The sequence below is a fragment of the Micromonospora sp. WMMC250 genome (genome assembly GCF_027460215.1).
Taxonomy (GTDB): Bacteria; Actinomycetota; Actinomycetes; order Mycobacteriales; family Micromonosporaceae; genus Micromonospora; species Micromonospora taraxaci.
Window position 1 is genome coordinate 1,345,747 of sequence record NZ_JAPZBJ010000002.1, and the last position, 13,131, is coordinate 1,358,877.

Sequence of the window (13,131 nt, forward strand, 5' to 3'; positions counted from 1 at the left end):
GTCAGTCGTCCCCGGGTACGCGCAGCACTGCCGCCCGGACCGCCTCGTCGGCCTCGGCCGGCACGCACCGCAGGTCGAGCAGGAGCCGACCCCGGACCACCCGCCCGAGCACCGGCTGCTCGCCGGTGCGCAGCGGCCCCGCGTACCGTTCGGGCAGGCTCAGCGCCCACGAGTCCAGCTCGACACCCGGTGCTCCGCCGCCACCGACGACCGCGACGGCCGGCACCACCTCCGCCTTGCGGCCGTCCGCGCCGAGCCGGTCGCGGAGCCGCTCCACCCGGTTGCGCAGCGCACCCGGGTCGGCGTGCAGCGCGGCCCGGGTCGGCGTGTCCGGCTGGTGCAGTGTCGCGGCCAGCGCGGCCAGGGTGAGCTTGTCCACCCGCAACGCCCGGGCCAGCGGGTGCCGGCGCAGCTTCTCGACCAGCTCGACGTCACCGAGCAGCAGGCCCGCCTGCGGACCGCCGAGCAGCTTGTCGCCGCTGGCCGTGACCAGCGCGGCGCCGGCGCGCAGGGTGGTGGCCGCGTCCGGTTCGTCGGGCAGCAGCGGATCCGCGGTGAGCAGACCGGAGCCGATGTCGGCCACCACCGGCACGCCGAGGGTGGCCAGTTGTCGCACCGGGGTCGCCGAGGTGAAGCCGGTGACCTGGAAGTTCGACGGGTGCACCTTGAGCACGAAGCCGGTCTGCGGGCCGATCACCGCGGCGTAGTCGGCGAGTGTGGTGCGGTTGGTGGTGCCCACCTCCCGCAGCCGCGCCCCGGTGCTCTCCAGCAGGTCGGGCAGCCGGAAACCGTCGCCGATCTCGACCAGCTCACCCCGGCTGACGACGATCTCCCGGCCGGCGGCCAACGCGGTGGCGGCCAGCACCAACGCGGCAGCCCCGTTGTTGACCACGTGCACGGCGCCCGCGTCGGGCACGGCGGCCGCCAGCGCGTCGAGGGCGTCGCGGCCACGACGGGCCCGCCGGCCGGTGGTCAGGTCCAGCTCCACGTCGGTGTGCCCGGCTGCGGCGACCACCGCGGCGACCGCGGCGGCGGACAGCGGGGCCCGGCCAAGGTTGGTGTGCAGGACGACCCCCGTCGCGTTGAGCACCACGCGAGGCCCGGCCGCGGGCAGCGCGGCGACCGCCGCGTCGCGTGCCTCGTCGGGGCGCAACTCACCACGGCGGACTCGCTCCTGGGCGCGGGCGACGACCGCCTTGACCCGGTCCCGGCCGAACGTCGCGCTGGCGGCGGCCAGCCGAGGATCGGCGAGCAGCGTGTCGGTGCGGGGCACCCGCCGTCGCGGGTCCGTCGGCCCGTCGCCCATGACGTCATCTCCTGCGCTGGTTTGGCGGAGACGGACGGGAATCGAACCCGCCTGGCCCGGGTCCCGGACCACACCGGTTTTGAAGACCGGGAGGGGCACCAGCCGCCTGAACGCCTCCACCGGACATTCGATCACAGCGCGGGCGCGACCGCCCGGTCAGGTGGAAGTTCCGCCACCGCTTCGCCGCGCTTCCACCCGCTCGCGTTGCGGCACCACCGTGTACCGGGGGTCACGGGCCGAGGCGACACCGCCGTAGAAGATGCCGAACCGGGTCGCCACCGACGCGGCCAGCAACGCCACACCGGACAGTCCGCTGACCACCCGACTGCGCCGGCCGAGCAGCGCCCCGGCGACCCCGGAGGCGGTCAGCAGCCGACCGGCGCGCAGCAGCCGACCGGGGAGGCCCAGCCGGTAGGGCTCGCTGAGCAGACCGAGGCGGGTCTCCACCCGGTGCGCGCCGTACAACTCCAGGGCCGCGCCGGCCACCGCCATCCGCCGGGCCGGCCCGGCCTGGACCGGCGGCGCGGCGAGCAGACCCACACCCGCGCCGCTGGCCAGCGCGCTGCCCGCGAAGATGACCGGCAACTCGGGGTACGCCTCGTGCCACGACGGAACCGCCGTGTCGGCCAGCAACACCCCGGTGTACGTGGCCAGCGCGGGCGCGGCACCGGCGGCGAGCAGCCCGGCGGCGTGCCCGACCGACGGCAACGCCCGACCGGCCAGCCCGAGCAGGCCGTGGCGCGGCAGCACACCGGCGGCCTCGGCGATAGCGGCGACACCGGCGGCCGGCCCGTAGGCGGTGAGGATCCAGGTGCCCATCGACATCGGCGAGGTCGGCTTCGCCACCCGCAGCATGTGGTGGAACCGCGCCGGGCGGCCCAGGTCCTTGACGAGGAACACGGCGCTAGCGCTGACGGCGGCCAGCGCGGTGACTCGACCGGCACGCCGCAGCGCCGGCCGGCCGGTGAGCTGCCCACCGGCCGCGAGCAGCGACGATCCGGCCGCCAGCCCGCCGGTGAACAGGTACGCGGCGATGTCCCACTTCCAGACCGGACCCTTGAGGATGGGCCGACCGTAGTACGACGTGAACTCGGCCTCCGGTACCCGCAGCTCCTCGCCGCCGCGCCCGCCGCGTCGGCGGCCCGTGCGTCGACCGGGCTGGTCGGCGGAGGTCCCCTGCGGTCGGGAATCCCGGTGCCGCGCGGCGATCTCCTGCGGCGGGGTGGTCGCGTGCGGACGGTGGTCGTCGGCACCCGTCGGCACGCCGTCGGCCCCGGCCTCCGGCCGCGCCGAGACGCCCGGCCGGTCGGCACCCCCGGCGGCCAGCCGGTCGCGGAAGCGATGGAACAGGTCACCCACCTCGGGGCGCTGCGGACTCACGAGGAACCTCCGACGAACGCGGCGACGGTGGCCGCCGCCATGGCCAGCGCCGCGAGACCGGCGCGTTTCCACATCTTCGGCAGGTCCCGGGTGGTCACGACCGGGTCCGGTGGCAGCCCGTACACCTCCGGCTCGTCGAGCAGCAGGAAGAACGCCCCGTCACCGCCGACGCCGTCGTTCGGGTCGTGCCCGTACAACCGGGCCTCCGGCACACCCCGTTCGTGCAGGGTGCTCACCCGTGCGGCAGCCCGCTCCCGCAGCTCATCGAGGGGTCCGTACTGGATTGACTCGGTCGGACACGCCTGCGCGCACGCCGGGGTCATGCCCGCACCCAACCGGTCGTAGCACAGCGTGCACTTCCACGCCCGACCATCGTCCTTGCGTTGATCGATGACGCCGTAGGGACACGCCGAGATGCAGTACCCACACCCGTTGCAGATGTCCTCCTGCACCACCACCGTCCCGAACTCCGTCCGGAACAACGACCCCGTCGGACACACATCCAGACACGCCGCATGAGTGCAGTGCTTGCACACGTCCGACATCATCAACCACCGGAAATCCGTGCGTTCCTCGACGCCCGTGCCCCGGCCCGGCGGCTGTGCCCCCGGCATCCCCAGGAACTGCGGCCCCGCGCCCGCGCCGACCGACAGCTGCCCGCCGACGTTCACCGGCTCACCGAGCACGTCCGCCGCCGAGACGCCATGCCCGGCCGGGCGGGGCTGCTCGACGAACGCCACGTGCCGCCACGAGTTCGCGGTCAACGCACCCGTGTTGTCGTACGACATGCCCAGCAGGTCCAGGCCACTCTCCGGCACACCGTTCCACTCCTTGCAGGCCACCTCACACGCCTTGCACCCGATGCAGACACTCGTGTCGGTGAAGAACCCCATCCGGGGCGGAGCGTTCTCGTAGCCCGCGTCGGGCGCCGGGTCCAGCGGGCCGTAGAGGCTGTTCGGGTCAGGAAGCATCGCGCTGCTCCCCCTCGCTGTCGGTGGTGATCGCCGGAGCATTCTGGCCCGGAGTCATCCCGGCACGCCGCTGGTAGTCGGCGACCAGGTCCAGCAACGCCGGGCCGGTCGGACGACGGCCGGGCCGCACGTCGCAGGTGCCGACCTTGCTCTCCTGGATCAGCACGTTCGGGTCCAGGCTGATGCCGAACAGGTCGTTGGCCGAGTCGCCCGTCACCAGACCCTCGAAACCGAAGTGGTACGGCAACCACACCTGGTGGATGATCCGGTCGTCCACCCGCAACGGGGTGAGCCGGTCGGTCACCAACACCCTCGCCTCGATCACCGCCCGCCCGCTCACCAGGTGCGCCCAGCCCAGATGCGTCAGACCGGCCTCGGTGGCGAGGGCCGGGGACACCTCGACGAACATCTCCGGCTGCAACTCCGCCAGCGGCGACACCATCCGGCTCATCGCGCCAGCGGTGTGGTGCTCGGTGAGCCGGCTGACCGTGAACACGTACGGGAACACCTGGTCGTGCTCCTGCGGTGGGCTCGGGTTCACCGAGTTCACCGGATGCGCGTACATCTTGCGGGTCGGGTTTGCCTGCTGCCCGTAGAGCGGATTACGCACCGGCGACTCCACCGGCTCGTAGTGCGTGGGCATCGGCCCGTCCAGGACACCGCTCGGCGCGTACAGCCAGCCCTTGCCGTCGCCCTGCATGACGAACGGGTCGTCACCGGCGATGCCCTCAGGCCCGGACGCGCCGGCAGGCGGCCGGTACGACGGCGGTTTGGCCTTCTCGAAGTCCGGCACGTCGTAGCCGGTCCACTCGCCCTTCTCCGCGTCCCACCACACGTAGCGCTTGCGCTCAGACCACGGGTTGCCGTCCGGGTCGGCCGAGGCACGGTTGTAGAGAATGCGCCGGTTCGCCGGCCACGCCCAACCCCACTCGGCGGCCACCCAGTCCTGTTCGTGTCGGGACTTGCGCCGGGCCGCCTGGTTGACGCCGTCCGCGTACACCCCGGTGTAGATCCAGCAGCCGACGGCTGTGGAGCCGTCCGCGCGGGCCTCCGCGAAGCTGGACAGTGGACGGCCGGTGGCCACGTCGTACCCGTTGATCTCGCGCAGCACCGCCTCGGCGCTCGGCTCCGCGTGCGGACCGTGCGTCGGGTAGTCCCAGGTGAGGTCGAGCAGGGCCCGGTCGCGCGGCAGCGGTGAGTGGGCCAACTTCTCCCGCAGCTTGAGGCCAAGGTGGTAGAAGAACCACAGCTCGGAGCGGGCGTCGCCCGGTGGCTCGACGGCCTTCTCCCGCCACTGCAACAACCGCTGCGTCTGGGTGAACGTGCCCTCCTTCTCCACGTGCGAGGCGGCGGGCAGGAAGAACACCTCCGTGCGGCACTCCTCCGGCACGATCTCACCGGTGGCCACCTCGGGGCCGTTCTGCCAGAACGTGGCGCTCTCGATCATGAACAGGTCCCGGACGACCAACCAGTCCAGGTTGGCCATGCCGAGCCGCTGGGCGCGACCGTGCGCCGAGCCGACCGCGGGGTTCTGACCGAGCAGGAAGTACCCCTTGACCTTCCCGTCGATCATGTTGAGCACCTGCTGGTACGTGCCGTGGTCCCCGGTCAACCGAGGCAGGTAGCCGTAGCAGAAATCGTTCTCCGGCGTCGCCGCGTCACCCCAGTACGCCTTCAACAGGCTGGCCGCGAACGACCGCGCGTTGCCCCAGAAACCCTTCTGCCCCGGGTGCCGGATGCTGTCCACCCACTCGTCGAAGGTCGGGTGGTCGGCGTGGTGCGGCATCGGCAGGTAACCGGGCAGCAGGTTGAACAACGTCGGGATGTCGGTGGAGCCCTGGATGCTGGCGTGCCCCCGCAACGCCATCACCCCGCCACCCGGGCGACCCATGTTGCCCAGCAACAGCTGGATGATCGCGCCCGTGCGGATGTACTGCACACCCACACTGTGCTGCGTCCACCCCACCGAGTAGATCAGCATGCCGGTGCGCTCCCGGCCGGAGTTCGCCGTCCACGCCCGCGCCAACTCCAGGAACTGCTCCTGCGGGATGCCGCAAACCCGCTCCACCATCTCCGGGGTGTAGCGGGCGAAGTGGCGCTTGAGGATCTGGTAGACGCACCGCGGGTGCTGCAACGTCTCGTCCCGCCGGGTCTGCCCGCCAACCGGCGCGCCGTGCGACTCGTGCGTCAGCCCCGAGGCGCTGTCCCGTTCCTGGGCGGTGTGCCCACTGCCCGACGAATCCTCGTGCCCCTCGTACTGCCAGCTGTCCTGCACGTAGGTGCCGGTCTCCGGGTCGAAGCCGGAGAAGAAGCCGTCGCCGTCCTCGGTGTCGACGAACTCCTCACTGACGATCGTCGCGGCGTTGGTGTACGACAGCACGTACTCCCGGAAGTCCAACTCGTTGTCCAGGATGTACCGCACCACCCCGCCGAGCAGCGCGATGTCAGTGCCCGCCCGGATCGGCAGGTACGCGTCAGCGACAGCGCTGGTCCGGGTGAAGCGCGGGTCGACGTGGAACACCTTCGCGCCCCGACGCTTGGCCTCCATCACCCACTGGAAACCCACCGGATGCGCCTCGGCCATGTTCGAACCCTGGATGACGATGACGTCAGCGTTGGCGATGTCCTGCTGGAAATCCGTCGCACCGCCACGACCGAAGCTGGCCCCCAGACCGGGGACGGTGGCGGAGTGTCAAATACGGGCCTGGTTCTCGATCTGGAGCGCCCCCATCGCGGTGAACAACTTCTTGATGAGGTAGTTCTCCTCGTTGTCCAGCGTCGCCCCACCCAGACTGGAGAAACCCAGCGTCCGGTTGAGCGGCCGGCCCTGCGTGTCGACGTCCTCCCAGGTCTGCTCGCGGGCCGCGAGCATCCGGTCGGCGATCATGTCGAGCGCGGTGTCGAGCTCCAGATCCTCCCACTGCGTCGAGTACGGACGGCGGTAGCGGACCGTCGTCTGCCGCAACGGGCTGGTCACCAGACTCTTACTGGCCGAACCCTTCGGGCAGAGCCGACCCCGCGAGATCGGGCTGTCCGGGTCGCCCTCGATCTGGCTGACCTGCCCGTCCTTGACGAACACCCGCTGCCCACAACCCACAGCGCAGTACGGACAGATCGAACGAGCCACACTGTCGGCGTCCTCGGTACGAGCGGTGAGCGCACGGGATCCGGCCGACTTCGCCGCCGCGCCCCGGCCCAGCGGATCGGTGCCGGTGAGCTGCCGGTAGACCGGCCAACCCTCGATGAAGGTCCGCAGCCCCATACCCGACACCCCCTCCCACGCGAGCGACCACATGAACATAGGCCAGTCGAGACATCTTCGCGAGTTAGGGCCCCTGCACGACAGCGCCGCCCCCGGCCTTGTGGGCCGGGGGCGGCGCTGGTGTCGGTGTGCAGGTCGCCTCTCGGCGAGTGGCACGACGCGGCTCCAGCCGAACGGTATTCCGCGAGGGCAATATAGGTGAGGCCCGGGGACACTGAGTCACACCGACACCCTCCACAACCAGCCCACCCCCGACCTTGTTCCCGGCGTCCCGCTTCCCGCCGCAACGTCCAGGGCCGCGCTACCTCACACCATCCCGAAGCGCGCTGCCACACCACCGCATCACGAGATCTTGGACAGTTTCCGTTCTCAGGGCGGGCTCCCAGGTGGGGCGGACGGTGGCGAAAGGGTCCGCAACCGCCTTCGCGGCGCGGCGCGGCGGTCGTGGCGGTCGTGGTGGTGGATATGCCGCTGGCCGGCACCCCGTTCTGGGGGTGCCGGCCAGCGGTCGGGTTGTTCGGGTGTTGCGGTGGGTCAGCTGTTCCAGTGCTGGGCGACCAGGTCGGTGGCCTGCTGCTCCCACTGGGCGTACGCGTCCGGGTAAGCGGAGACCTGCACGGTCTGCGCGGCATCCGTCAGCGGCATGTCCTGCCACCCGTCGACCTGCTTGAGGCCCTTGAGGAACGCGGTGGTCGAGTAGGCCGGGTCGGTGATCTGCTCCGGCGTGCCCCAACCACTGGACGGGCGCTGCTGGAACAGACCCAACGAGTCATGGTCGTTGGCGTCACCGAGGTGACCCAGGTTCTCCAACTTCGACTCCTGCAGACTCGTCGCGATCGAGATCACCGCGGCCCGCTCCGGGAGACCGGCCTTCTTCGTCGCGGCGATGATCGCCTTCACGTTCGCGGTCTGCTCACCGTTGAGGGTGATGTGCGACTGCTCGCCCTGCGGCTTCGGCGCCACCGACTGCACCGCAACAGCGGCAGGCTTGGCGTCCACGGTCGGGGTGGCGGCGTGGGCGGCGACCGGACCGGCGAACACACCACCGGCGAACGCCAGACCAGCAACAGACAGCACACTCTTACGCATGATCGTGTTCATGGGGGAAGCTCCTTCGGGGGTAAAGACACCCGCCCAGGGGCGCGGGCGTGAGCACCTCGTCCGGCGCTGCAAAAAGTCTTGAGGGGGGATCTTCGGCGGCCTGCGAGCGGGGGCTCGCGGCGCCGGGTCCCTGTGTAACGACCCGGGGCCGGGGGTCATTCCCAGGGGCGGACCACCGCGCCGACAGGCCGTGGTCCTGCGATCGTCAGGGTGTGTAACGACCCCGACCCGGCCATCATTCCGGCCGGCACGTGCCCCCGGCCACACGCCGATACCACTCAAAAGGGACACGTCGCGCAGGTCAACCCGACCTCGGGCGCCAAACCACCCAGGCTGGCGGGCAGAACACCTCCGCTCACGCATGATCCACACGACTTCGCCGATGTCGCGGTATCCGTGAGGGGTTGATACCGCGACTTCGCCGAAACGGAGTCGATCAACGAACGCGGGCAGGCCAATGCCGACAAATCGGGACTTGAGTAACGGTCAGATGCAGACCGGCAGTCGCCGCTAGGACAGAGGCACCACGCGCGGGGCTGAGGCCACCGCCCGCCAAGGGACGCACGCACAACGCCGCCCACCCGCTCAGCACAGCGCAGCCCACGCACAGCGCAGCCCACCCCACCCGCACAGCGCAGCCCACCCGCACAGCACGGCCCACCCGCACAGCACGGCCCACTGGATACCGCCGCCTACAGACAACGCAGCCAGCGGACAGCCCAGCCCACCGGACAACCCAGCCCACAGACGACGCAAGCCATGAACAGCGCCGCTGCAACGCGGCCGGGCAGTGCCCAGCGGGCGGCTCCCCCGCCTGGCCCTGGAGCGTGTAGGGATCGTCCTGAGCGACACCGGCTTCGGTGGGCGTTACCCTGACACCATGCAGGCCGTCTCCCCCACTGCGACCGGCGTGGCCTTCCTGGCCCGGCCCGGTCGTCCTGCCGTGGTGGCGAGGACGCTTGCCGAGTTGGCCGGCCCGACGCGCGGGGTGGTCGAGTTGCCGGTGCGGTTGATGTGGAACGCCGAGCGCACCTTCGATCTCGCCGACCCGGACCAACTGCTCTGGATGTACGAGAACGTGCTCCGCGAGACCACGCGCGCCGAGGACCTTCGCGTCCTCATCAACGGTCGCACGCTTCGGCGGGTGTGGCGACTGCTCAACCTGCCCCGTGGCGTACGCCAGGCGTGGGAGAGCCGCCACCGCGGCCTGCGCGCGGCGTGACCGAGCCGCATCTGCACGAGTTCTACCGGGAGGTCGCCCGGGTGGCGCTCACCGCCGCCGGGCCGTACCGGTTCGTGTTGGGGGGCGGGGTCGCCTGGGCGGCGCACGGGTTGGTGGCCCGCCCGACGGAGGACGTCGACCTCTTCGCGGACGTGGAGGGGGCCGCCGCGGCGGCGTCCACAGGTGTACGGGTGGCGCTGGAGCGGGCCGGCTTCCTGGTCAGCGACGCCGACCCAGACGGGGATCTCGCTGAGCTGTTCGACGGGTATGAGCAGGACATGAAGGACTTCGTGGTGAGCCGCGACGGCCGGCAGATCCGGTTGAGCCTCGCCCGGTTGGACCGCCAGCAGAGCCCGGTGGTGATGGACCTCGGCCCGGTGATGGACGTACGCGACCTGGTGGCCAACAAGGTCGCGGCGTTGGTCAACCGGCGGGAGGTCCGGGACTTCATCGACGTGGCGGCGGCGTTGGAGCACTACGACGTGACCGAACTGTTGATGCTGGCACGGCAGGTCGACCCGGCCCTGGATCCGGCGGACGTACGTGCCGCCGGGCGTTACCTGGACCGGCTGTCGGAGCAGCGGTTCGGTCGTTACGGTCTGAGCGCCGCCGACGTCGATCACGTCCGGCGCCGGTTTGCCACCTGGCCGCGCTGACCGCCGACGCGCACGGAACGAGCCGCACCGGGGGTGGGGTACCGAAGCAGCACCCGCCCCCGGTGGTGGATCACTTCGTCGGTCGACCGCCCGTGACGCCCAGGATCTCGCCGGTCACGTAGCTGGACTCCTGCGAGGCGAAGAAGACGTACGCGGGTGCGAGCTCCGCGGGCTGCCCGGGGCGACCCTCCGGGGTGTCGGTGCCGAACTGCTTCACCTTCTCTTCCGGCATGGTGGCCGGGATCAGCGGCGTCCACACCGGGCCGGGTGCGACGGCGTTGACCCGGATGCCCTGCTCGGCCAGGTCGGCGGCGAGCGCCTTGGTGAAGTTGGCGATGCCCGCCTTGGTGGTCGCGTAGTCCAGCAGTTGCGGCGACGGGTCGAACGCCTGGATCGACGCCGTGTTGATGATCGCCGCGCCCTCGCTGAGGTGGGGGATGGCCGCCTTGCAGAGCCAGAACATCGCGTACAGGTTGGTCTTGAGCACCCGGTCGAACTGCTCGGTGGTGATCCCGAGGATCCCCTTGTCCTGCGACATCTGGTAAGCCGCGTTGTTGACCAGGATGTCCAGGCCGCCCAGGTCGCGTACCGCCCGATCGACCAGCTCCTGACAGTGCGACTCGTCGGTGATGTCACCGCGTACCGCGACGCCCCGCCGGCCGGCCTCCTCGACCAGACGAATGGTCTCCCGGGCGTCGGCGTCCTCCCCCTCGTCGAGATACGAGATGAGCACGTCGGCGCCCTCCCGGGCGAAGGCGATGGCGACCGCCCGGCCGATCCCGGAGTCACCGCCGGTGATCAGCGCGCGCTTGCCGTCGAGCTTGCCACTGCCCCGGTACGACTCCTCCCCGTGGTCCGGCTTCGGGTTCATCTGCGCGGTCGAGCCGGGCGCGGACTGCTGCTGTGCGGGCTGACCCGACTGGCCGCCGTACTGGCTGGTCGGGTCCTGCTGGGTGTGCTGATCCTCAGTCACCGATGTCTCCGATGTCTCCTCGCGCCGTCGCGGGAGGCGATGGCGCTCCCGCGAAATCCCGTCCCCGATCGCCCTACCCCGGGCCGGCCTGCGGAAACCGCTGCACCGGTTGGGGCTGCCGTGGCGGGAGTGTCGGCTGGTGGTTATGGTGCGCGAGGCGCCCACGAAGCGCGTCCACCCCCATGGAAAGGCACGTCATGACCTCTCCCTCCGGCCCGTCGCGTCGTCAGGTGCTCGTCGCCGCCGCGGCGGCGGCGACCGCCCCGCTGATCGCCGCCGCGCCCGCGCAGGCGGCCGGCGCGGCCCGGTCACGCACCTGGGACCTCACCCTCCTGGGCACGTCGGACACGCACGGCAACGTCTACAACTGGGACTACTACCGCGACGCCGAGTACGACGACAGCAAGCAGAACGACATCGGTGTCGCGAAGCTGGCGACCCTGATCAACCAGATCCGTCGGGAGCGGCGGGGCAAGGCGACGCTGGTGCTCGACGCCGGCGACACCATCCAGGGCACTCCGCTGGCGACGTACTACGCCAAGCAGGAACCGATCACCGCCACCGGGGAGAAGCACCCCATGGCCCGGGCGATGAACGTCATCGACTACGACGCGGTGACGCTGGGCAACCACGAGTTCAATTACGGGCTGCCGTTGCTGGACCTGTGGATCCGCCAGCTCGGCTTCCCCGCGCTTGCCGCGAACGCCGTCAACGCGAAGACCGGCAAGCCGGCCTTCCTGCCGTACGTCATCAAGAAGGTCTCCCTCGGTCTCGGCGCGCCCACCCTGCGGGTCGGTATCCTCGGTCTGACCAACCCCGGCGTGGCCATCTGGGACAAGGGCAACGTCGAGGGCAGGCTGCGTTTCGACGACATGGTCGCGACCGCCGCGAAGTGGGTGCCGGTCATGCGGGCCCGAGGCGCGGACCTCGTGCTGATCTCGGCGCACGGGGGTGACAGCGGCACCTCCAGCTACGGCCCGGAGCTGCCGAACGAGAACCCGGTGGCGTTGATCGCCCAGCAGGTGCCGGGGATCGACGCGATCCTGTTCGGGCACGCGCACAACGAGGTGGTCGAGCGGTTCGTCACCAACGAGCGCACCGGTACGCAGGTGCTGCTCTCCGAGCCGTCCAAGTGGGGCCAACGGCTCACCCGGATGGACTTCACCCTCACGCGCGAGCGTGGCCGGTGGGCGATCACCAAGAAGGCCGCCACCATGTTGAACACCAACACTGTGGTCGAGGACCCGAAGGTGCTCGCGGCCGTGCGGGCCCAACACCAGAAGACAGTGGCGTACGTCAACCAGGTGGTCGCGCAGTCCACTGTCGAGCTGTCGGCGGCGGAGTCGCGGTACAAGGACACGCCGATCCTGGACTTCATCAACCACGTACAGACCGAAGTGGTCGGCGCGGCGCTGGCCGGCACCGCGTACGCGGACCTGCCGGTGCTGTCGATCGCGGCGCCGTTCAGCCGTACCGCGGTCTTCCCCGCCGGCGACGTCAAGATCCGCGACGTGGCCGGCCTGTACGTGTACGACAACACCCTCGAAGCGGTGGTGCTCAGCGGTGCCGAGGTGCGCGCGTACCTGGAGTACTCCGCGAAGTACTTCCGGACCGTCGCGCCGGGTGCCCCGGTCGACCCGGAGCAGATCAGCGACCCGGCGGTGCCGGACTACAACTACGACGTCTTCTCCGGCGTCGACTACGACGTCGACATCTCCCGGCCGGTCGGGCAGCGCATCACCCGGCTGGTGCTCGCCGGCACCGACACGCCGGTCACCGACAACGCGCAGTTCGTCGTTGCGGTCAACAACTACCGGCGCAGCGGCGGCGGCAACTTCCCCGGCATCGTGAAGACGCAGGTCTACAACGCGCAGCAGGAGATCCGTCAGCTGCTCATCGACTGGGCGCAGGCCAAGGGGACGATCGACCCGGCCGACTTCTTCCAGCCGAACTGGCGGCTGGTACGCGAGGGCGTGCCGGTCTTCTGATCGGGCAGCACAGACGGGCCGTGGGTGGCGACACCCGCGGCCCGTCTGCTGTTGTCAGCCCTGCACGTTCCAGCGGACCGGGTCCTCGGCCTCCTCCGGGCGGTCCCGCCCGGGATCGGTCTCGGTCAGGGCCACCCGTTCGTCGGGACGCACAGCGGGCGGCAACTCCCCGAACCGGATGTGGCGCAGGAACGCGTACTCGTCATCGGTGAACGGCTGCTCGGCCATCGGCACCTCCCGCTTCTCCGTTCATTGTCCAACGAGCCGGTCGT

10 protein-coding genes and 1 tRNA gene are annotated in these 13,131 nt (G+C 70.7%); 3 read left to right on the forward strand and 8 right to left on the reverse strand.

Annotated elements, in window-relative coordinates; genetic code table 11:
• Position 1 precedes the first annotated feature (1 nt).
• From selA to O3438_RS05795, 6 genes are all read right to left on the reverse strand, one after another.
• On the reverse strand, positions 2–1,306 hold the full coding sequence (gene selA, locus O3438_RS05770) for an L-seryl-tRNA(Sec) selenium transferase (protein WP_269678934.1): 1,305 nt from the start codon (positions 1,304–1,306) through the stop codon (positions 2–4).
• Positions 1,307–1,328: 22 nt separating this feature from the next.
• A tRNA-Sec gene (locus O3438_RS05775) sits at positions 1,329–1,424 on the reverse strand.
• 38 nt (positions 1,425–1,462) lie between these two features.
• On the reverse strand, positions 1,463–2,686 hold the full coding sequence (gene nrfD / locus O3438_RS05780) for an NrfD/PsrC family molybdoenzyme membrane anchor subunit (protein ID WP_269678935.1): 1,224 nt from the start codon (positions 2,684–2,686) through the stop codon (positions 1,463–1,465).
• Positions 2,683–3,657 carry a 4Fe-4S dicluster domain-containing protein gene (locus O3438_RS05785; RefSeq protein ID WP_269678936.1) on the reverse strand — a complete coding sequence of 325 codons (975 nt, stop codon included), beginning with the start codon at positions 3,655–3,657 and terminating at the stop codon, positions 2,683–2,685. Before O3438_RS05785 ends, nrfD begins: the two co-directional genes overlap by 4 nt.
• Positions 3,647–6,919: a formate dehydrogenase gene (gene fdh, locus O3438_RS05790; RefSeq protein ID WP_269678937.1), complete on the reverse strand. Its 3,273-nt coding sequence runs from the start codon at positions 6,917–6,919 to the stop codon at positions 3,647–3,649. The genes O3438_RS05785 and fdh overlap by 11 nt, the downstream gene beginning before the upstream one ends.
• Positions 6,920–7,453: 534 nt before the next feature.
• Entirely contained in the window at positions 7,454–8,020 is a 567-nt protein-coding gene (locus O3438_RS05795; protein WP_269678938.1) for a hypothetical protein, read from the reverse strand.
• Between the two features lie 880 nt (positions 8,021–8,900).
• On the opposite strand from O3438_RS05795, the gene O3438_RS05800 reads away from it, so the two are divergent.
• Both O3438_RS05800 and O3438_RS05805 read left to right on the forward strand, forming a co-directional pair.
• On the forward strand, positions 8,901–9,242 hold the full coding sequence (locus O3438_RS05800) for a hypothetical protein (protein ID WP_269678939.1): 342 nt from the start codon (positions 8,901–8,903) through the stop codon (positions 9,240–9,242).
• Positions 9,239–9,898: a nucleotidyl transferase AbiEii/AbiGii toxin family protein gene (locus tag O3438_RS05805; RefSeq protein ID WP_269678940.1), complete on the forward strand. Its 660-nt coding sequence runs from the start codon at positions 9,239–9,241 to the stop codon at positions 9,896–9,898. Before O3438_RS05800 ends, O3438_RS05805 begins: the two co-directional genes overlap by 4 nt.
• Before the next feature lie 70 nt (positions 9,899–9,968).
• On the opposite strand, the gene O3438_RS05810 is transcribed toward O3438_RS05805, so the two are convergent.
• Positions 9,969–10,871, reverse strand: a complete 903-nt coding sequence (locus tag O3438_RS05810) for an SDR family oxidoreductase (protein WP_269678941.1) — start codon at positions 10,869–10,871, stop codon at positions 9,969–9,971.
• A gap of 197 nt (positions 10,872–11,068) precedes the next feature.
• On the opposite strand from O3438_RS05810, the gene O3438_RS05815 reads away from it, so the two are divergent.
• A complete protein-coding gene (locus O3438_RS05815; RefSeq protein WP_269678942.1) occupies positions 11,069–12,859 on the forward strand; it encodes a bifunctional metallophosphatase/5'-nucleotidase in 1,791 nt (596 codons plus the stop codon).
• 54 nt (positions 12,860–12,913) lie between these two features.
• Here the strand turns inward: O3438_RS05815 and O3438_RS05820 are convergent, their stop codons facing one another.
• Positions 12,914–13,087: a hypothetical protein gene (locus tag O3438_RS05820; RefSeq protein WP_269678943.1), complete on the reverse strand. Its 174-nt coding sequence runs from the start codon at positions 13,085–13,087 to the stop codon at positions 12,914–12,916.
• Between the last annotated feature and the right edge of the window lie 44 nt (positions 13,088–13,131).

What these genes read in the sequence shown, in the direction of transcription:
- O3438_RS05815 (WP_269678942.1), top strand. Translation starts at nt 11,069, where the DNA reads ATGACCTCTCCCTCCGGCCCGTCGCGTCGTCAGGTGCTCGTCGCCGCC.
- O3438_RS05795 (WP_269678938.1), bottom strand. Translation starts at nt 8,020, where the DNA reads ATGAACACGATCATGCGTAAGAGTGTGCTGTCTGTTGCTGGTCTGGCG.
- O3438_RS05800 (WP_269678939.1), top strand. Translation starts at nt 8,901, where the DNA reads ATGCAGGCCGTCTCCCCCACTGCGACCGGCGTGGCCTTCCTGGCCCGG.
- O3438_RS05820 (WP_269678943.1), bottom strand. Translation starts at nt 13,087, where the DNA reads ATGGCCGAGCAGCCGTTCACCGATGACGAGTACGCGTTCCTGCGCCAC.
- selA (WP_269678934.1), bottom strand. Translation starts at nt 1,306, where the DNA reads ATGGGCGACGGGCCGACGGACCCGCGACGGCGGGTGCCCCGCACCGAC.
- O3438_RS05785 (WP_269678936.1), bottom strand. Translation starts at nt 3,657, where the DNA reads ATGCTTCCTGACCCGAACAGCCTCTACGGCCCGCTGGACCCGGCGCCC.